The 19962-nt window shown below is 36.3% G+C and carries 16 protein-coding genes and 2 pseudogenes; 13 read left to right on the forward strand and 5 right to left on the reverse strand.

What is annotated here, in order from left to right; all coding sequences use genetic code 11:
- Positions 1–280 precede the first annotated feature (280 nt).
- Together mhpT and B9T35_RS18845 are read right to left on the reverse strand one after the other, a co-directional pair.
- Entirely contained in the window at positions 281–1486 is a 1206-nt protein-coding gene (gene mhpT, locus B9T35_RS10530; protein WP_086191067.1) for a 3-(3-hydroxy-phenyl)propionate transporter MhpT, read from the reverse strand.
- 350 nt (positions 1487–1836) lie between these two features.
- Positions 1837–2268, reverse strand: a pseudogene (locus B9T35_RS18845) (ADP-ribosylglycohydrolase family protein); the annotation flags it as partial.
- Between the two features lie 234 nt (positions 2269–2502).
- Between B9T35_RS18845 and B9T35_RS10540 the strand changes: the two are divergent.
- On the forward strand, positions 2503–3420 hold the full coding sequence (locus B9T35_RS10540) for a hypothetical protein (RefSeq protein WP_086191068.1): 918 nt from the start codon (positions 2503–2505) through the stop codon (positions 3418–3420).
- Between the two features lie 39 nt (positions 3421–3459).
- Here the strand turns inward: B9T35_RS10540 and mnmG are convergent, their stop codons facing one another.
- On the reverse strand, positions 3460–5340 hold the full coding sequence (mnmG, locus tag B9T35_RS10545) for a tRNA uridine-5-carboxymethylaminomethyl(34) synthesis enzyme MnmG (RefSeq protein ID WP_086191069.1): 1881 nt from the start codon (positions 5338–5340) through the stop codon (positions 3460–3462).
- Positions 5341–5566: 226 nt separating this feature from the next.
- Between mnmG and B9T35_RS10550 the strand changes: the two genes are divergently transcribed.
- The 11 genes from B9T35_RS10550 (at position 5567) to B9T35_RS10600 (ending at position 16698) form a co-directional block, all read left to right on the forward strand.
- Positions 5567–5827: a hypothetical protein gene (locus B9T35_RS10550; protein WP_086191070.1), complete on the forward strand. Its 261-nt coding sequence runs from the start codon at positions 5567–5569 to the stop codon at positions 5825–5827.
- 324 nt (positions 5828–6151) lie between these two features.
- Positions 6152–7039, forward strand: coding sequence for a bile acid:sodium symporter family protein (locus B9T35_RS10555; RefSeq protein ID WP_086191071.1), 888 nt, complete (start codon positions 6152–6154; stop codon positions 7037–7039).
- 141 nt (positions 7040–7180) lie between these two features.
- The gene (gene prmA / locus B9T35_RS10560; RefSeq protein WP_086191072.1) at positions 7181–8077 is read left to right on the forward strand and encodes a 50S ribosomal protein L11 methyltransferase; all 897 of its coding nucleotides are present in this window, start codon (positions 7181–7183) and stop codon (positions 8075–8077) included.
- A gap of 24 nt (positions 8078–8101) precedes the next feature.
- Positions 8102–8962 carry a DUF3426 domain-containing protein gene (locus B9T35_RS10565; protein ID WP_086191073.1) on the forward strand — a complete coding sequence of 287 codons (861 nt, stop codon included), beginning with the start codon at positions 8102–8104 and terminating at the stop codon, positions 8960–8962.
- Between the two features lie 371 nt (positions 8963–9333).
- Positions 9334–9603 (forward strand): DNA-binding transcriptional regulator Fis, encoded by a 270-nt coding sequence (fis, locus tag B9T35_RS10570; RefSeq protein WP_001086304.1) that lies wholly within the window; start codon positions 9334–9336, stop codon positions 9601–9603.
- Positions 9604–9698: 95 nt separating this feature from the next.
- Positions 9699–11273, forward strand: a complete 1575-nt coding sequence (gene purH / locus B9T35_RS10575) for a bifunctional phosphoribosylaminoimidazolecarboxamide formyltransferase/IMP cyclohydrolase (RefSeq protein ID WP_086191074.1) — start codon at positions 9699–9701, stop codon at positions 11271–11273.
- 129 nt (positions 11274–11402) lie between these two features.
- A complete protein-coding gene (purD, locus tag B9T35_RS10580) occupies positions 11403–12686 on the forward strand; it encodes a phosphoribosylamine--glycine ligase (protein ID WP_086191094.1) in 1284 nt (427 codons plus the stop codon).
- Between the two features lie 90 nt (positions 12687–12776).
- Complete coding sequence (locus tag B9T35_RS10585; protein WP_086191075.1) at positions 12777–13619, forward strand: hypothetical protein; 843 nt, start codon at positions 12777–12779, stop codon at positions 13617–13619.
- 418 nt (positions 13620–14037) lie between these two features.
- Positions 14038–14907 (forward strand): MetQ/NlpA family ABC transporter substrate-binding protein, encoded by an 870-nt coding sequence (locus B9T35_RS10590; protein ID WP_086191076.1) that lies wholly within the window; start codon positions 14038–14040, stop codon positions 14905–14907.
- A 73-nt stretch (positions 14908–14980) separates the two neighbouring features.
- Positions 14981–16006, forward strand: a complete 1026-nt coding sequence (locus B9T35_RS10595; protein WP_086191077.1) for a methionine ABC transporter ATP-binding protein — start codon at positions 14981–14983, stop codon at positions 16004–16006.
- Positions 16003–16698, forward strand: coding sequence for a methionine ABC transporter permease (locus B9T35_RS10600; RefSeq protein ID WP_086191078.1), 696 nt, complete (start codon positions 16003–16005; stop codon positions 16696–16698). Before B9T35_RS10595 ends, B9T35_RS10600 begins: the two co-directional genes overlap by 4 nt.
- Positions 16699–17054: 356 nt before the next feature.
- On the opposite strand, the gene B9T35_RS10605 is transcribed toward B9T35_RS10600, so the two are convergent.
- Positions 17055–18428 (reverse strand): MFS transporter, encoded by a 1374-nt coding sequence (locus tag B9T35_RS10605; protein WP_416202436.1) that lies wholly within the window; start codon positions 18426–18428, stop codon positions 17055–17057.
- A gap of 301 nt (positions 18429–18729) precedes the next feature.
- Positions 18730–19647: a LysR family transcriptional regulator gene (locus B9T35_RS10610; RefSeq protein WP_086191080.1), complete on the reverse strand. Its 918-nt coding sequence runs from the start codon at positions 19645–19647 to the stop codon at positions 18730–18732.
- A gap of 116 nt (positions 19648–19763) precedes the next feature.
- On the opposite strand from B9T35_RS10610, the pseudogene B9T35_RS10615 reads away from it, so the two are divergent.
- Positions 19764–19962: pseudogene (locus B9T35_RS10615) on the forward strand (muconate cycloisomerase); the annotation flags it as partial.

The raw sequence follows: 19962 nt of genomic DNA on the forward strand, positions 1-19962 counted from the left end.
TGTTGTACCGTCCCCAAAAATACAACATGAATATTGAGTAAATAAGTTACATGGCACAGCATGCTAGCTCACCTGCGTTATAACGAATCGATTTAAATGTCATAGTATTCCACCTCTTTTTGAAAGTAAATTGACTATAACCATGATTTCCCTTACTGAGAAATAATTAAATGAGCAGCACTTTTCTTTATTTTTACTAAATATATTTTTGAATAATTTTATCTTAAAAATAAAAAATTAGCCTCAATAAAAGCTACTTTTTATACTTCTACTACTGGCTTTATGACTCTTTCTTTGATGCCTTATAACGCGATAATGCTGTTACTGCAATTGCTGAAATCACAATTCCTGGGGCACTTGCGATAAGAATTCCTGTCGTTCCTAGACCCAAAGCTAAAATTTTACCTGTTAATAATGGTCCAGTCATCGCACCTAAGCGACCTAAAGAAATAGCACTTCCAACACCAGTAACTTTGCCTGCTTGTGAATAGAAGATTGGTGAAATACCGTAAAGAATCGATTGCCCACCAGTAGAGAAAATCCCACCGATTACACCTGCAAAAATCAGTAATGGAATCGATTTGGTTGTAAATAGAATGCAAACTGCAATAAATAAACCTGTATAAATAATGATTGCCATCTGCCAAAGCTTTAAGCGATCGAGTAAATACCCTAAAGCCAAAGTTCCTATAACTGCACCGATTTGGAAAACTAACATTACCGTAAATGCTTGGCTTTTTTCTAAACCTTGTTCCATTAATAGATTTGGTAACCAACTAATTAAAATATAGTTCACCATTAAGGTAAAAAAGAAACTTACCCAGAGTGGTAATGTTTGTTTATAACGCTGTTCTTTAAATAAAATTTCTGTCATCACAGGAACAGCTTGATCGCCTAATTCTATTTGTTCTTTTTTCTTATCTTTTAAGATGAATATCATGAATGGAATAAGCACTAACGGCGTTAATCCACCAATCAGAAATAAGGTTTGCCACTGGATGTTTGGAAAGTAAATGCCCAATCCTGCCACGAATATTGCACCAACAGGTAATCCACAATACATCAAGCTATTTAACTTACCGCGATTGGCTTCTGTTGCTTCATCTCCTACCACTGAAATCATGGTGGGCATTGCAGCACCTAAACCAAGACCTGTCAGAAAGCGCGAGATGTAAATAATTTCAATATTAGGTGCGATTGCAGATAAGCTAAAAAACACGCCAAATATTGCAATGGAAAGGATTAATACTTTTTTTTGCCCTAAATAATCAGCAATACGCCCACCAAAGAATGCTCCAAAAAGCATACCAAAGACGCCTAAACTAAACACATACCCCATTTGTACTTGATCTAAGTCAAATGTCGCTGCGATTCCTTTTGCTGCGATGCCTGGTGCTTGAAGGTCAAAACCTTCAAAAAAGGCAACCCAGAAGCACAAAAATACGGTTAAGAATTTCTGTAATTTTCCAGTGTCTGTATGTGCCATGATTGATCTCCATCAATAAAATGCAAACCGTAAACATTGATTTAATTTGCAAATGTATTGTGGATTTAATCTGTTTAAGGAAATAGCACGACAATAGTCGGGATTCTATATTTTAAAAATAAAAAAGCACTGATAAAATAATCTCTACAAACTAATTTCCACATAAAAAATTCGAATATATAAGAATATTATCTATTTTTATCAATCTCTTATTTTTTAAGAAAGTTATTTTTTATGGTAGTATACTTAAATTCTATCTACAGAAAAATTTTGCAATTTTCTTATTTATAATTCCCTAACTTAAACTCAACACTATTTAATGACGAGTAAATAACTGCTTAATCAAAGGATCAACCATTTCCTTTTAACTGTTCAATCCATTTTTCAGGAATGGCTTCGAAACCATAATATAATCCTGCGATACCACCTGCGACACATGCTATTGTATCCGTATCACGACCTAATGATATTGCTGTTTTAATCACATCTTGGTAATTATTTTGCTGTAAGGTATATCTTGCTGATTTTAAACAATCAACGACGTAACCACTTCCTGTAACATTATCGAGTTCATCAGGTCGAATGTATTCCTCTAACTGTTCCAATTCAGCATCTTTATTTTGAAAAATTTATCGTAAAATCGAAACCGCTTTATCCCACACACTATTAATTTCCATATCTTTTAAAATATATCGTGCTCATAAGCAATAAAGTGCACAGCAAATTTTGGCACGTAAATGTGCATGTGTAACATGAGATTGAGCATATTCAGGAAGTTGCTCTGGAAGTTAAACTCCTAAGGTACACCAACTGCATCACCGATAAGTAAGCCGTAAATAGCGCCTTTAATTCTGTCTTGTTTTGTCATTTTTGAAAATCTATTGATTCTGATTACACTATAGTGCCATAAAGACAATATATATATATATTCAAACAACTTTATCCTTTTTTTAATGTATCTAAGTTTAAACTCATGTATTGTTAATCAATATTAAAAATCTAACAATGGCAATCATATGCTTAAAATATTATCTCCTCTAATTTTTATTCCAATATTACTGACTGCTTGCGGGGATGATCATTCCGATTCTGCGAAAGAAACACCACCTAGAGTCAATGCGATAGCTTCACTTATACAAATAACTGAGGAAAATTCACAACCAAAATCATTAAAAGTGGAAACTACAAGTACAGATGACACTCAACCCATCTATAGCTACACTCAATTAATTGATCTTAATAATGATAACGTGTCACAAAACTATCAACTCACCTATAATTTTAAAACGGATCATGACTATTCTCTTATCGTTTATTTTGATGCTTTAAAAAATAAGCCTTCAAAAATGCAATTATGGATAGAGACTAAAATCCCAGAATTATCTGATGTATTTTCTTGTGGCGATGAACAAGAGCCGAGTTGTGACAATATTTCTTTAGAAATAGATCATAAAACAGGAAATAGTAAAGTTATTTTCAACCAAGCTAAAATTTATAATTATGATAAAAATACTTTGATTTTATCTGGTTCAATTTTGGGGCAACTCCAAAAAAATCCAACTATTGTTAAGATACCAACCTCAGGTCTATATAATGCGACATATAGAATTTCTGACCAGAATCAAGATATTCCAATGACACATCCTAATTTTAAATTCTTCTCATTTACGAATCATAATATCCAAGGATTCGCGACTTCCAAATCTATCCATGAAAATCTTCTGTATATAATAACTATAAATGATAATGTTAAAGAGGTCTGGTACACACCTTCTATGTCAATTTACCCTCTTAGTATTTGGAATAGTGAAAGTAAGACTAATCTCCAAAAAATTTCATACAATCCAATCAATTTAACAGTGGATTTCAATCAATTTAAACTAAGTAATGATGGTTATCCTGATTTGTATCTCAATGGTATGGTAGGCCCATAAAAAAACCCGCACTCAGCGGGTTTTTTACAACTTTAAAAATTAAGCTGATTTTTTCACTTGGGCATTTTTACGAATTGTAATCATCACCAATTGAACTGCTGCTGGTGTCACCCCCGGAATGCGGCTTGCTTGCGCCAAAGTTTCTGGCAGTACATCTTTCAGCTTCAAAGTAATTTCACGCGATAAACCTGACACGATGTCATAATCAAAATCGGCAGGAATTTTAGTATCTTCAAGGCGCTTCATCTGTGCAACATCTTCATGCTGACGATTGATATAGCCTGCATACTTCACCGCAATTTCAATTTGTTCACCCACAAAAGGCGTAACCTCTGAATCTGTCAATTCAGCAATTTGTGCAAAATTAATATTGGGACGTTTTAACAAATCAATCGCAGAACATTCTTTAGAAAGATCTGCACCTGTCATCTCAACGAATTTTTTACCCATTGGATTGTTTGGCGCAGCCCATAAATGTTGCAAACGACTGGTTTCTTTCTCAACAGCTTCCATTTTTTCGCAGTAAGATGCCCAACGCTCATCATCAACCAAGCCCATTTCACGACCAATAGCCGTTAAACGTTGATCGGCATTGTCTTCACGTAACATCAAACGATATTCTGCACGCGAGGTAAACATACGGTACGGTTCTTTCGTACCTAAAGTGATGAGATCATCAACCAATACCCCCATATACGCTTCATCACGTTTTGGTGTCCATTGTTCCTGATCCCACGCACGACGAGCAGCATTTAGACCCGCAAGTAAACCTTGAGCGCCCGCTTCTTCATAACCTGTTGTACCGTTAATTTGACCTGCAAAGTACAAGTTATTAATGGCTTTGGTTTCCAAAGAGAATTTCAAAGCTTGTGGATTGAAATAATCATATTCAATAGCATAACCCGGACGAAGAATATGTGCATTCTCCATCCCTTTCATTGAGCGAACCAATTCAAACTGAACATCAAAGGGTAAAGAAGTTGAAATACCATTTGGATACAATTCATGCGTGGTTAAGCCTTCAGGCTCAAGAAAAATTTGATGTGAATTTTTATCTGCAAATCGATGAATCTTATCTTCAATCGATGGGCAATAACGTGGACCGACACCTTCAATCACACCTGTATACATTGGCGAACGATCTAAACCACCACGAATAATGTCGTGAGTGCGTTCATTGGTATGTGTAATGTAGCAATTCACTTGCTCAGGATGCATTGAAGCATCGCCCATAAATGACATGGTTGGCGATGGGAAATCACCCGGTTGTGGTGTCATCACTGAAAAATCAACTGAACGTGCATCAATACGTGGCGGTGTACCTGTTTTTAATCGACCAACAGGTAAATTCAATTCACGTAAACGAGCCGCCAATGAAATTGAAGGTGGATCACCCGCACGACCGCCAGAAGACTGATTCAACCCAACGTGGATAATACCACCTAAGAATGTTCCTGAAGTTAACACCACGGTTTTCGCTTCAAAACGAATCCCCATCTGTGTCACGACACCTTTTACAGTATCACCTTCAAGAATTAAATCATCCGCAGCCTGTTGGAAAATATCTAAATTGGCTTGATTTTCTAAAGTTTCACGAATGGCTGCTTTATAAAGGATACGGTCAGCTTGCGCACGAGTTGCACGAACAGCTGCGCCTTTACGTGAATTTAGAATACGGAATTGGATACCACCTTTATCGGCAGCCAAAGCCATTGCACCACCAAGAGCATCAATTTCACGAACAAGGTGAGATTTACCAATACCACCAATCGCAGGGTTACAGCTCATCTGCCCTAAAGTCTCAATGTTATGAGTCAGAAGTAAAGTCTGTCGACCCATACGCGCCGCAGCAAGTGCTGCTTCCGTACCTGCGTGACCGCCACCGATAACAATGACATCGTAAACTTTAGGATAATGCATAGCTCAAAGATACTAAAAAAAATGACTGCATATTATAGCAAAAAAATTAGATGCCTTATGCTATTTTTTCAAAACTGTCTACATAAAATTCACAACTTCATACACTGTGTGACATATATAGTTAGAAATACATGATAAAAATAGATTAAGTTTTAAGCTGTTAGTGCTTAGACTCAAAAATGTATCTCTTATCAAAGTAATAATTAATCAATAAAAGGACTCTGAAATGAAAAATATCATGCTAAAGACGTTTTCAACTTCACTTATCTGTTTGTTGAGTATTGGAGTTGCTAACGCAGCAGAACACAAAACCAAGGCAAAAAAAGCTGAACCACAAAATATTGAAACTCAATTGGAACTAAAAGCATGTAGTAAGAAAAAAGAAGGTGAATGGGTGTCTTATAGCTATAAAGGCGTCACATTTAATGGCTCATGCCAACCCAATGCCAATGGCAAGTTACAATTCACACCACCTATGCCTAAGTAATCATCTTAGCTGAATAGTAAATAAGTACATATAAAAGTGGTTATAACTGAATAAGCACTTTTATATGCCTTTAATGAGTCAAGAGATAAAGTACAATTCTATAAAAATGATAAACACTCTCTTCACTAAAATCATTCATCTAAATTCAATAAAAATAAGTAAAACAAAATTCAACTCTTCTTTAAGTTATTCTTTTACAAATATGTCTTATCACCACTATTTCATAAATTACATGCAATATTCATTTGCATGTTTAAAAAAAACACATATATTCAAACAATAACAAAACAATTTATATAACTTCATACAATTAAGGACAAAAATATGGATTCAGGGATTATTACCATATTACTTCCCCTCGCACTTGCCATTATTATGGTTGGACTTGGGCTTGAACTTACTCCAAAAGACTTTGCTCGAGTCACCAAACATCCAAAAGCAGTATTAATTGCATTGTTTTGTCAGTTGGTTGTCTTAGTGAGTATTGCTTTTATTATTTGTAAAGTTTTGGCTTTACCACCCTTACTTGCAGTGGGGCTAATGCTTCTCGCTGCATCCCCTGGGGGAAGTACTGCCAATTTATTCAGCTATCTCTTTAAAGGAGATATTGCACTCAACATAACATTAACTGCAATTAACTCAGTGATTGCTGCTTTTACATTACCTTTAATCGTCAATTTTGCCATTCAGCATTTTATGAATGATGGGCAACAAATTAGCCTGCAACTAAGTAAAATTTTACAAGTATTTAGCATTATTATTATCCCTGTATGTATTGGGATGCTGATTCGACACTTTGCACCCCACTTCACTGAAAGACTGAATAAACCCTTACGTATTTTTGCTGTGGTCTTTTTGATCTTGATCATCATTGGTGCTATTACTAAAGAGCGTCATCAAATTTTAGAATATTTAACTCAAGTCGGTCTCGCTACCGTTATATTCTGTATTTGTAGCTTAATCATCGGATATTTTGTACCACGCTTTTTAGGCATTAATTCCGCTCAAGCACGTGCCTGTGCATTTGAAATTGGAATTCATAACAGTACACTTGCAATGACTATTGCTTTAACCGTAATGGCAAATTCTACTGTTGCAATGCCTGCTGCTGTTTATTCAATTTTCATGTATGTTTTCGCTGCTATTTTTGGCACATTACTCAATAAATTCGCAACAAAAGATCCCGTAATAAGTGGTGTAAGCTCTTCTTAGTCTTTTTATTCTTTTAAAAACTTAGAAGCTATAAAAGAATGACTCAACTCATTCTTTTATTTTTTCAGTTTCAATCAGTAGGCGTAGCTCAGTCTATTCCGCTACAATAGCGCTTTGATGTAAATAAATTAGGTTTTTCTCGTGAAGTGGTTACAAATTCATATTACTGTTGATCAAGCTCAAGTCGATTTTACTGAGACATTACTAAACTCCCTAGGTGCAGTCAGTGTTACTTTAGATGACGCTGAAAATCAGGACTTGCTTGAACCACTTCCAGGTGAAACGCCACTTTGGAATAAAGTCATTGTGACAGGAATCTATGCACAAGAAGATGATGATGAAATTGATGTTGCTGCCTTAGAAACATTTATTCGTGCGCAAATGCCTGACTCTCCTTTAAATTATGAATTCCTTGAAGATCAAGCTTGGGAACGTACATGGATGGATGCGTACGAACCGATTCAAATTAGCGAAAAATTCTGGATTGTACCTGAATGGATGGAAGCACCTGAAGCTGATGCTGTAAATATTAAACTTGATCCAGGTTTAGCATTTGGTACAGGTAATCATGCCAGTACATTCCTTTGCTTACAATGGTTAGGTAAAACAGATGTTAAAGATAAAATTGTCATCGATTATGGCTGTGGCTCAGGTATTTTAGGTGTTGCAGCCTTATTATTGGGTGCTAAAAAAGTATATGCGACTGATATTGACCCTCAAGCTGTTCTTGCCACTAAGCAAAATGCAGACTTGAATGGTGTTCTAGATCATTTATATGTTGGCTTACCAGAAGAATTTAATGAAACCTTTCAAGGCAAACAAGCGGACGTTCTTGTTGCTAATATTCTTGCTGGCCCACTAATGATGCTTGCGTCTGAATTCGCAACTTTAATTAAATCTGAGGGCGAGTTCGCACTTGCAGGTGTAATTGAAGAGCAAGTTACTGATGTTTCTAACATTTATTATAAATTTTTTGATATATTAGATGTCGATAAACGTGAAGAAAACTGGTGCCGTATTTCGGGCAAACGCAAATAATACAAATTTGAGCAACACTTCAAGATGACAGATAAACAAACCCAATGCCCTGATTGTAATACCACTTATAAAGTCTCAGTCACTCAACTGACTGTTTCACAGGGTATGGTTTGTTGTGCTAAATGTGCTACCAACTTTAATGCTTTACTTAATTTAGTTGAAAATACTCCGCAGCCTAAAGAAACACTACAAGAAACTCAAAATGCCATCGAAAAATCTGAAAGCCTACAATCAAGCTACGAAGCTGAAAGTCATGTTTTAGATATCTTTAATCGTAAGATTGAAAACTCGAATATCAATTTAAGAACCTATTTAAACAGCCTGAATCAATTTAATAACGATCCTGTTAATAATATTCCTTCACTTCACCTCTCTTCAAAGACTGAAAAAGGTGGACGTTTTCAAACTCGTTCCAAAAGCCTATGGTATTACGTTATTTGGGGACTGGTTAACTTTGCATTAATTTCTGTTTTAGTTTTTCAAGTTTTATGGTTTAACCCCAATTTAACGGATAAATACCCTTTACTCAGTACACTGTTTACCAAAACTTGTGCCATTTTACATTGTGACACTGTAGACCAGCGCTACAACCAAATGAAGATTGAAACTATACACGTTGAAAAAGTGGATAAAGAAAGCACTCAGTTTTCAGGTGTCATGGTAAATAATTATAATAAAAGTTTAGCACTACCTTTATTAAAGTTGACTTTAACGTCTCAAGGACAAAAGCAATTACCGATCATCATCCCTTCTACTGAATATATTGGTGGGGGGTTAAGTGGGATTAGTCGTATTCCTACAGCCCGCCCTTACCGCTTTAAATTTACGATTCCTCAACCTAGAAATAGCTTTGATGATTACCATTTAGAAATAATTCATCCCTAAAATGTAAAAAAAGTGTAAAAAAGTAAAAAAAAATGTAGTTTTCTTGCTCATTTTTTCTTAGACAATGGTATCATGTGCGCCACGAAAGCTTTGTCCTGCAAACTCCTCGCATTTTTATACAACAAATACAAACTATTTATGTGCTTTATGTTCAATATTGCGCAAGTAGATTGTTTTTTGCGTAAAAGAACGCTGTAACAAATATTAATCTATTGTTACGCTTATTTTTCGCTCAATTGCGAGAGTTGTGGCAAGCTAATTGTTCTTGTTTTAGAGCCAACCGTTTTAGGATCTAAAACGGAGCTCAGTATTTTAGACCACATTTACATTTTACTTTACCCAAGTAATATTTGATTTTCGGATTAACTCGCATGAATAGCAAATCTCCTATTTTTACTGCACAATCTGATGTCGCTCTTCGTATTCACGTAGATCGCGCAGTTCGCCACTATTTTGCACAATTGCAGGGTGAGCAACCATCTCAGGTGTATGACATGGTGCTAGCAGAAATGGAGAAACCTCTTTTATCTGTAGTTCTAGAGTATACACGTGGTAACCAGACACGTGCTGCAGAGATCCTCGGTCTCAACCGCGGAACTTTACGCAAAAAGTTGAAAGCTCACGGTTTAATGAGTGAATAAATGATAAAATGCTCGCGGCTACCGTGGGCATTTTTTTTAACTTATATTTTGCCTATTTGTTTTAATCCAGACCTTTAATATTGTTGACTAAAATCATGACTATTAAACGCGCTTTAATTTCAGTTTCTGATAAAACTGGAATCGTTGAATTTGCTAAAAATCTTGTGGCTCTTGGGGTGGAAATTTTATCTACTGGCGGTACATATAAGTTGCTTAAAGACAACAATGTGGCTGTAGTTGAAGTTTCAGAGCACACTGGGTTCCCAGAAATGATGGATGGTCGTGTTAAAACACTACATCCAAAAATTCATGGGGGTATCTTAGCTCGCCGTGGTCTAGACGAAGCTGTAATGGCTGAACACAACATCGATGCAATCGATTTAGTTGTGGTTAACCTTTATCCATTTGCTGCAACTGTCGCAAAACCAAATTGTTCACTTGCTGATGCAATCGAAAATATCGACATCGGTGGTCCTACAATGGTTCGTGCAGCTGCAAAAAACCATGCTTCTGTCGGTATTGTTGTCAATGCATCGGATTACGACACTGTCGTTGCTGAATTAAAAGCAGACGGTTCATTGTCGCATGCAACTCGTTTTGACTTAGCAGTAAAAGCATTTGAACATACTGCACAATATGATGGCATGATCGCTTCTTACTTAGGCGCTCGCGTGGGTAAAGAAGAAGGTCAAGCAGATAAATTTGCACGTACTTTTAATACACAATTGAATAAAGCACAAGATTTACGTTATGGTGAAAATCCTCATCAATCTGCTGCATTCTATGTAGAAGACACTGCAACTGAAGCATCTGTTTCAACTGCGAAACAGCTTCAAGGTAAAGAACTCTCTTATAACAATATTGCAGATACAGACGCAGCACTTGAATGTGTGAAGTCTTTTGCTAAACCTGCCTGTGTGATTGTAAAACATGCTAACCCATGTGGCGTTGCTGTTTCTTTAGATGGCATTGCGGTGGCTTATGATCTTGCATATGCAACAGATCCTGAATCTGCATTTGGTGGCATCATTGCATTCAACCGTGAATTAGATGTTGCAACAGCGCAAGCGATTGTGGATCGTCAATTCGTTGAAGTGATTATTGCGCCTAGCATTGCCGAAGGTGTGCTTGAAGTGACTGGTGCGAAGAAAAACGTCCGTGTACTTGTATGTGGCGAGCTTCCTGCAATTGATGCACGCAATCAACAACTTGATTACAAACGTGTCAATGGCGGTTTGTTGGTTCAAGAGCAAGACTTAGGCATGATCACCAAAGATGATCTTAAAGTTGTGACTAAAGTTGCACCAACTGATGCAGAAATTGATGATTTGATCTTTGCTTGGAAAGTTGCAAAATACGTTAAATCAAACGCAATTGTGTATGCGAAAGGTCGTCAAACTATTGGTGTGGGCGCAGGTCAAATGAGTCGTGTCAACTCTGCGCGTATTGCTGCAATTAAAGCTGAACATGCTGGCTTAGTGGTTGAAGGTGCAGTGATGGCCTCTGATGCTTTCTTCCCATTCCGTGATGGTATTGATAATGCGGCGAAAGCAGGCATTAAATGTATCATTCAGCCAGGTGGTTCTATGCGTGATGAAGAAACCATTGCTGCGGCTGATGAAGCAGGTATTGCAATGGTGTTCACTGGCATGCGTCATTTCCGTCATTAATTGATGATTCGACGATGACACTGATTCAGTCATATATGTTACGTAAAATAGATTTTTAAATCTTACATAAAGTCCTCTCCTTTTTAGGTTGAGGACTTTATGTTATTTCGATTCATGGAGTATGAACCGATGAATATTTTAGTTTTGGGTAATGGTGGTCGTGAACACGCACTTGCTTGGAAAATCGCGCAAGACGATAAAGTAGCGAAAGTTTTTGTTGCACCAGGTAACGCAGGTACAGCAACTGAACATAAATGTGAAAACGTAAATTTAAGCATTTTAGACAATGCAGCGATTATCGACTTTGCAAAAAATAATGCAGTTGAATTGGTCATTGTTGGCCCAGAAGCACCGCTCGTCAATGGTGTAGTCGATGCATGCCGTGCTGCTGGTGTGAAAGTTTGGGGGCCAACTCAATTTGCTGCACAACTTGAAGGCTCTAAAGCTTTCGCAAAACACTTCCTAAAACGCCATAACATTCCAACTGCATTCTATGATGTCTTTACTGATGTTGCAGAAGCAAAAGCATTTGTTGAAAAAAATGGTGCACCTATTGTCATTAAAGCCGATGGTCTTGCTGCGGGTAAAGGCGTCATTGTTGCCTTGACCAATCAAGAAGCATTTGAAGCGATTGATGATATGCTTGCAGGCAACAAATTTGGTGATGCAGGTTCTCGTGTCGTCATCGAAGAATTCCTTGCAGGTGAAGAAGCTTCTTTCATTTGCATGATTGATGGCGACAACATTTTACCAATGGCAACGTCACAAGATCACAAACGTATTTTTGAAGGTGACCAAGGTCCAAACACTGGCGGTATGGGTGCTTACTCTCCTGCCCCTGTTGTAACGGCTGAAGTCTTTGAAAAAGCCATGAAAGAAGTCATGCGCCCAACTGTTGATGGTATGAAAGCTGATGGTCACGTGTATACAGGTTTCTTATATGCAGGCTTAATGATTGATGAACAAGGTCAACCTCGTGTGATCGAATTCAACTGTCGTTTTGGTGATCCTGAAACTCAACCGATTATGATGCGTTTAAAATCATCTTTGGTTGAATTGGTTGAAGCAGGAATCGAAGGTAAATTACCTGCTGAAGCTGAATGGGATGAGCGTAAAACTGTCGGAATTGTGCTTGCGTCTAAAGGCTATCCTGAAACGTCTAGCAAAGATGATGTCATTTCAGGTTTAGACACCGAAATGACTGATGCCAAAGTATTCCATGCAGGTACTGCGGTAAATGCGAATGGTGACGTTGTCACTGCCGGTGGTCGTGTACTTTGCGTTACTGCATTGGGCAATACTATTGGTGAAGCACAAGCGAAAGCATTAGAACTGTGTGAAAAAGTGACTTTTGATGGCGTGCAATATCGTAAAGATATTGGTTACCGTGCGATTGCACGTGAACAAGCTTAATCTACACCAAGTGAATTAAAATTTGAGAAGCCTGCTTATGCAGGCTTTTTAATATATAGTTGTTTTATCTCATAAAATCATTCATCTACAATGTTTAATATACTTTTTAGAAAAGGCTCAGAAGAAATACAATATTTAGGTACTTGCTATACACAAGACTGCCTAGAAGCTTTAGGATTCATTCTACAAACTCAAAAAAATGTAAAAGAAGCTAAATTACTATCCAATAATGGATACCATGCGTTCTTAATACTCTCAGAACGAAATACCTATATTATCCGCTCAGGGTTTACTTCAGGTTATTTGGGTGAAGGACCTAAACGTTTAGCATCTGCTTTACAACTACTACTAAGATATGAAGTTGATGTTGAAGAGATACTTATAACACATACACTAATGAAAAAGCTAAATACTACCTCACTCAATAATCAGGATATTCATAAAATTCAAGTGAGCAAAGTTGTTCTCCCTATTGAAATTTATGAATATATTTATGCAATTTATAAATCAACAGATTACCAGATCAGTAACAATCGCTATTATCCTACTGAGTTACCTTATCACCTTATTGATCCACGTATTTTTGATCTTGCTTTAAAGTTTAAAGATAATCCAAATAGTACCATTTTAATTGCATACACCAGGCTTGAGGATATAGTTAAAATAAAAATAAATAATCACAGCCTTTTTTCAAACAACTTATTAAAAACAGCATTTATATCGGAAGAAGAACGAAAATCTTTGCACTATTGGAATACAGGAAATGAAAAATCATCAAATGCTATAGGTAGTATTTTCACCAACATTTTTAGTGCTTATAGAAATGAACGTGCACATAGTGAAATTGATAAACCATATCAAACACAAATTCGCGAATTCTTACTCATAAATGAACTTTACCTTTTAGAACATGAAACAATAGAACGTATTTAATCATTAAAAACTTAATGAACCCACCCAAGCCTGCTTATGTGGGCTTTTCTATATCTTATATTTAGATAAATAACGCAAAAATACATATATATTATAAATAAGTATAAAATTAAATCAGCTTTATTTCATAATTCAACAAAAGCACTTGTTTTGTATATTATTTTAGTTAATTCATTCATTTATAAAGTTTTATTATATTTAAATCTGATAAAGATACAGACTATGTATAATTTAAATTTATTGATATGATAAACAAAACTTTAGGATTGTTTTAAAGCAAAAAGTATAAAAGTTTCTATAGCTATACATAGGACTGAATCATCATCAATACTTTAAAACTTAAACCCTAAAAGCAAATTGCTATTGAAATGATGATGTAACCTCAAGTTATATCACAATCTCTATTCAGGATTTATACATGAAAAAGCTGATCAGCATTCTACTTGGTGCATCTGTTTTAACGCTTGGCGCATGTTCTAAGCAGGAAGCTCCCTCTACAGAAACAAAAACTGATACTACGAAAGAACAAACAGTTGTTATGGCATCGACTGGTTCGGATGCTGATATTTGGCGTTATATCGCAACATTACCTGAAACAAAACAAGCAGGTATTAAACTTGAAGTCAAAAACTTCACTGACTATGTTGCAATGAATACCGCTGTTGCAAACAAAGAAGTGGATATTAATGCATTCCAGTCTTATGCATACCTTGTTGCATTCAATGCAAACAACAAAGATAAAATTGCAGCAGTTTCGACAACTTACTTAGAGCCGATGGGTATCTATTCAAGTAAGATCAAAAAAGTTGAAGAGTTTACAAATGGTTCAACCATTGCTATTCCAAATGATGGTGCAAATGAATCGCGTGCATTATTGCTTTTACAATCAGCAGGTTTAGTTAAACTTAAAGCTGATTTTGATAATGTAAAAGGCACACCTGCTGACATTATTGAAAATGCGAAAAAAATTATCATTAAACCAATTCAAATGGCAACGGCTGTTCGTGCTAAAGATGAAGTTGATGCGATTGTTTTGGGTAATACATTGGCAATGGAAGGTGGTTTAAACGTACTTAAAGATTCTATTTATTACGAACCAACTGACCAAAGCACAAAAATGAATGTGAATGTGTTGGCTGTTGCAGAATCTCGTAAAGATGATCCTCTCTTGAAAAAAGTGGGTGAGCTATATCACGTTGCTGCTGTCGGTAAATATGTTCAAGAGCATTTCGGCGGAACTAAAGTCGATGTAAATAAACCTGTAAGCTATCTTACAGAATCAAAATAGTCATATAATGACTTAAACCAAAACAGGCAAAACGATTTGCCTGTTTTTTCATTTCTGCATAGTTCTTAATGACATGATTGAATTTAAAAACATCTCAAAATACTACGAGTTAAAAGGTCAAACCATACGAGCACTGGATCAGATTAATCTGAGTATTCCAGAAGGCAGTATTTTTGGCATTATTGGCTACAGTGGTGCTGGTAAAAGTACCTTAATCCGATTGATTAATTTATTAGAAAGTCCTAATCAAGGTCAAATTATCATTAATCAAACAGATTTTACCGCTTTAGATGCACGTTCATTACGTCAGGAACGTGCAAATATTGGTATGATTTTCCAGCATTTCAACTTACTGCAAACCAAAACGGTGGCAGCCAATATTGAAATGCCTTTAAAACTTTTAGGTATACCTAAAGCTGAACGTGAAAAACGTCTAAATGAGCTATTGGAATTCATCGACCTGAAACATAAAAAAGATGCTTTTCCCGATGAGCTTTCAGGTGGTCAAAAGCAACGTGTCGGTATTGCTCGCGCTTTGGCCAATCATCCTAAAATTTTATTGTGTGATGAAGCGACCTCTGCCCTTGATCCACAAACCACAAAATCTGTTTTAGCCTTGCTTAAAAAAATTAATAAAGAGCAAAATATTACGATTGTGATGGTTACGCATGAAATGGATGTCATTGAATCTATTTGTGACTATGTTGCGGTTATGGAACAAGGTAAAGTCATTGAAACAGGTTCAACACTTGAAGTTTTCAGTCAACCAAAACATCCAACCACTAAAAACTTCATTCAAACTGTTTTACAACAACAGCTTCCTTTCAATATTCTGAGCAATTTAGAAAATCAAAATCATCACAGTATTTATAGTTTGCAATTTTTAGGGACTTCTGCACAAGAAACAGTGGTTCAAGCTGCAATTAAGCAATTTGATATTAGTTTAAATATTTTATTTGCCAATATGACTGAAATTAATGGTGCTGTAATTGGTCAAATGTTTATTCAATTACTTGGAGATCCTGAAATTATCCAACAAACAATTGAGTTCTTTAAACAAAATGGCGTGAAGATTGAGCAATCTGGAGTAACGATATGAGAGATCTCATCGTACAATGGCTAACAACAATCACTGCACCTTTTTGGCACAGTTCGCTCTCGATGGATCAATTTGTTACTGCAATGCAAGAAACCTTTATCATGGTGTTTTTTGCTTTGTTGTTCGGTATGATTTGGGGTTTTGCTCAAGCCATCTGCTTATACATTACTCGCCCTACAGGGATTCTACCAAATGCTTTTATCTATAAAGTATTGAATCCAATTGTAAATGCCCTGCGTTCTTTACCCTTTATTATTTTAGCCATTTCAATTATTCCTTTAACAAAATTTATCATGGGAACATCTATTGGCACATGGGCAACCATTGTTCCATTGACCATCTATGTTGGCCCTTATATTGGTCGTCTTGTGGAAACTTCACTACTTGAAGTGAACGAAGGTATCATTGAATCTGCACAAGCAATGGGTGCATCTCCGTGGCAAATCATTTTTAAATTTATTATTCCTGAATCTCGTAGTTCACTCATTTTAAGTTTAACCACTGCAACCATTAGCTTAATTGGCGCAACGGCAATGGCGGGTGCTGTCGGTGGTGGTGGTATTGGTGACTTAGCCATTTCTTATGGTTATCAGCGTTTTGACCAAGGTGCTGTGTATTTAACTGCTATTGTTTTACTTATTGTGGTACAGCTTGTACAAAGTACAGGGAATTGGTTATCTAAGTTAAGATAAATAGCTTTATTATAAAACACTTACCCTCCTTCGAGGGTTTTATTTTATGTATTCATATTGAGATATCTTTCCCACTCATTGAGTTTTAAAAGATCGAATGCTAAAAAGGTGAGTATACAACTAAATATATACTCTCTTTGTTCATTCAAAAATATAAAGCCTATTCAATCTAAGACAGCTTTGTTATTAAAGTTGGAGCTAAATCATATTTTACCTTAAGCTGTTTCATTATCTGTATTCGTTTTCTTTTCATTCATCATCAAACGACTTACCGCAATATTGGTGAATTTATGATTTAAACGTATCACTAATACAGGTAAAAAATGTAGCCTTTACATTCAAAGGCTACGAAAGATTTAATTGACTGCTTTCTTCATTGCTGTTGCTTCTTGCATTGCAATATTAGGCTGTTTTGCACCATCTACAGATGCTTTGAGATTTACTAGGAAAATTGCAATTGCTGCAATAACACCTGGAATTGCGATCGCAAGGAAATTCATTTGATGTGGTAATTCGAAAGTTAATAATGCCCCAGTTAATACAGGACCTACAATTGCACCGATACGTCCAATACCTGATGCCCACCCCATACCTGTGGAGCGTACAGCTGTTGGATAGAATTGTGCCACAAAGGTATAAAGTAAAATCTGTGAACCAATGGTTGCAGCGCCTGCAAGTGCAATAAGCAAATAAAGTACAGCTTGTGGGCTATTAAAACCAAGAAGGATTAGAGAAATTGCACCTACAGCAAACATAATGGTTAATACTGGTTTTAAATGGAATTTATCTGCTAAAACACCACCGCCAATTGCCCCAACCATGCCACCAATATTCAATGCAAAAAGGAATATCATACTTGCACCCAGTGAATAGCCTGCCTGAATCATCAGTTTCGGCAACCAACTCCCCAATGCATAAACCATTAACAAACACATGAAGAATGCGACCCAGAACATTAATGTACTGAAAGTACGACCTTGTTGAAATAAAGCACGGAGCGGTGCTTCATCACCCACAGTTACTTCATTTAATACAAACTGAGTTTGAGCAGTGATTGGTTGTTCTGGCGCAATTTTTTGAACAATGGCACGTGTTTGTTCTGTATCACCTTTTTTGGTTAAAAACATTAGTGATTCAGGTAAGAATTTCCAAATTAATGGTAATGACAATAATGGGATACATGCGATATAGAACATGATTTTCCAACCGTGTTCAGGAACCAACCAAGCGCCCAATAAAGCAGAAGCCATGCCACCAATCGCATAACCACTAAACATGACAGCGACCAATGTACTACGAATACGCTTGGGTGCATATTCAGTCATGAGTGCTACAACATTTGGCATTACACCGCCAATCCCTAAACCAGCAAGAAAACGTAATATGCCAAATTCAGTCGGTGAACTTGCAAATGCACCAAGGAAAGTGAATCCGCTGAAAATTCCAACACAGATCATAATGGTTTTTTTACGACCTAATTTGTCCGATAACGTTCCAAAGCACATTGCCCCAAACATCATACCGAACAACGCAGTACTTGCCAGTAAACCTGCCTGTACTGCGGTTAAAGACCACTCTTGCATCAAAATAGGTAAAACAACACCATAAATAACTAGATCATATCCATCAAAGATAATAATCATTAAACACCAGATGAGAACACCCCAATGAAATGGCGTAAATTTCGCTTCATCAACCAGCGTATTTATATTTAATTTATTTGTATCCACTTTAGCCTCCTGCTTGTGAAAAACTGCAAAATTTTGCAAACAATGAGGCATAGTCAGTTTTTTGTCCAAAACCGATTACATATATATCCATACCTTTAAAGTAGTGGTTAAAAATCAATTAAGTGAAAACAATAAGTTAAGATCTGTAGTTTATAATTATTTGTATTTTATTTTTTAGACTTAACCATTGAAATTACAGACAAAAATAATCAACCTCTATGACATATCTTCATAAAAGCTGATTTTCTCTTTTGTGTAATCGTTATTTGCTATAAATCACTAAAAGTATTGAAAATAACTTTTATTGAATAATTGAACGATCGTATTTAATTGCTTCTAGGTCATAAACTTGGTAAATACAGTCGAATAATGCATGAATATCCTCACTTTCATCCATATTTCGCATTGCCAAGAAAATTGGGCTTACTGCTGCATCATCTAATAAAGGTATATAGTTCAAATGCGGTAACTGTATTGTTTTAGCACTTTCTGGCACAACACAAATCCCTTCTCCAGCAGCCACTAAACCCAAAGCCAATTGGATTTCACGTACTTCCTTCATACTTTTCGGGTCTAAACCATACTCTGAAAATAAACCTCGAATTTGCGTTGAAAAGTTAGGCTTCGGATGGCTCGGATAAAGGAATAGACTTTCGTCTACAATATCTGCAAGGTATATTCCTTTTTTTTGCGTCGCGAGTGGATGGCTCGAATGAACAGCGACCATTAAAGGCTCTTCACGCAATAAAATTCGGCGTACAGCAGGGTCAGAAATTCGAAGACGACCAAATCCAACATCAATTTTCCCTTCTTTTAATGCTTGAATTTGCTCTTTTGTACTCATTTCGATCAAATCGATCTTTAAATGTGGTTGCTGTTGACGAAACAAATAGACAATTTTTGGAAGTAAGCCATAAAGGAGCGAACCGACAAATCCCATTGTGACCGTCTTTTCCACCATCCCCACCCGCTGAGTCATAGATTTAATTTCTTCAGCATTAGACAAAAGTTTAACAGCATGTTGATAGAAAAATTGCCCAGCTTCTGTAGTCTTAAGGGGTCTGCTACCCCGCTCAAACAGTAGAATTCCAAGCTCTCCCTCCAAATTTTGGATCTGACGGCTCAAAGGTGGTTGAGCAATAAACAGTTTTTCAGCAGCTTTGGTAAAACTCTGCTCTTCAACTACTGCAACGAAATAACGTAGATGTCTTAATTCCATGACCTTCGATACCTTTAAAATATATTAAAATGCTTATTTGATCTTAGACAGCATTACTTCATTCTTTTAAGGTATACCACAAGAGATAAACAAATCAATATTGCGAAGTGCTAAAGATGTATAAATCAATAGAAACATTGCTGGTGGAAATCCCAACAATCCGTCCTCATAAGATGGCTGTTGCAACTATGCAAACTCAAACACTGGTATTGGTAAAAGTGACCACTGAAGATGGTTTTATCGGATGGGGTGAAGCAACCACAATTGGTGGTTTAGGCTATGGTGAAGAAAGTCCTGAAAGTGTAAAAACCAACA

The organism is Acinetobacter sp. ANC 3832 (assembly GCF_002135415.1).
Taxonomy (GTDB): domain Bacteria; phylum Pseudomonadota; class Gammaproteobacteria; order Pseudomonadales; family Moraxellaceae; genus Acinetobacter.

What these genes read in the sequence shown, in the direction of transcription:
- mhpT (WP_086191067.1), bottom strand. Translation starts at nt 1,486, where the DNA reads ATGGCACATACAGACACTGGAAAATTACAGAAATTCTTAACCGTATTT.
- B9T35_RS10540 (WP_086191068.1), top strand. Translation starts at nt 2,503, where the DNA reads ATGCTTAAAATATTATCTCCTCTAATTTTTATTCCAATATTACTGACT.
- mnmG (WP_086191069.1), bottom strand. Translation starts at nt 5,340, where the DNA reads ATGCATTATCCTAAAGTTTACGATGTCATTGTTATCGGTGGCGGTCAC.
- B9T35_RS10550 (WP_086191070.1), top strand. Translation starts at nt 5,567, where the DNA reads ATGAAAAATATCATGCTAAAGACGTTTTCAACTTCACTTATCTGTTTG.
- B9T35_RS10555 (WP_086191071.1), top strand. Translation starts at nt 6,152, where the DNA reads ATGGATTCAGGGATTATTACCATATTACTTCCCCTCGCACTTGCCATT.
- B9T35_RS10565 (WP_086191073.1), top strand. Translation starts at nt 8,102, where the DNA reads ATGACAGATAAACAAACCCAATGCCCTGATTGTAATACCACTTATAAA.
- fis (WP_001086304.1), top strand. Translation starts at nt 9,334, where the DNA reads ATGAATAGCAAATCTCCTATTTTTACTGCACAATCTGATGTCGCTCTT.
- purH (WP_086191074.1), top strand. Translation starts at nt 9,699, where the DNA reads ATGACTATTAAACGCGCTTTAATTTCAGTTTCTGATAAAACTGGAATC.
- purD (WP_086191094.1), top strand. Translation starts at nt 11,403, where the DNA reads ATGAATATTTTAGTTTTGGGTAATGGTGGTCGTGAACACGCACTTGCT.
- B9T35_RS10585 (WP_086191075.1), top strand. Translation starts at nt 12,777, where the DNA reads ATGTTTAATATACTTTTTAGAAAAGGCTCAGAAGAAATACAATATTTA.
- B9T35_RS10590 (WP_086191076.1), top strand. Translation starts at nt 14,038, where the DNA reads ATGAAAAAGCTGATCAGCATTCTACTTGGTGCATCTGTTTTAACGCTT.
- B9T35_RS10595 (WP_086191077.1), top strand. Translation starts at nt 14,981, where the DNA reads ATGATTGAATTTAAAAACATCTCAAAATACTACGAGTTAAAAGGTCAA.
- B9T35_RS10600 (WP_086191078.1), top strand. Translation starts at nt 16,003, where the DNA reads ATGAGAGATCTCATCGTACAATGGCTAACAACAATCACTGCACCTTTT.
- B9T35_RS10610 (WP_086191080.1), bottom strand. Translation starts at nt 19,647, where the DNA reads ATGGAATTAAGACATCTACGTTATTTCGTTGCAGTAGTTGAAGAGCAG.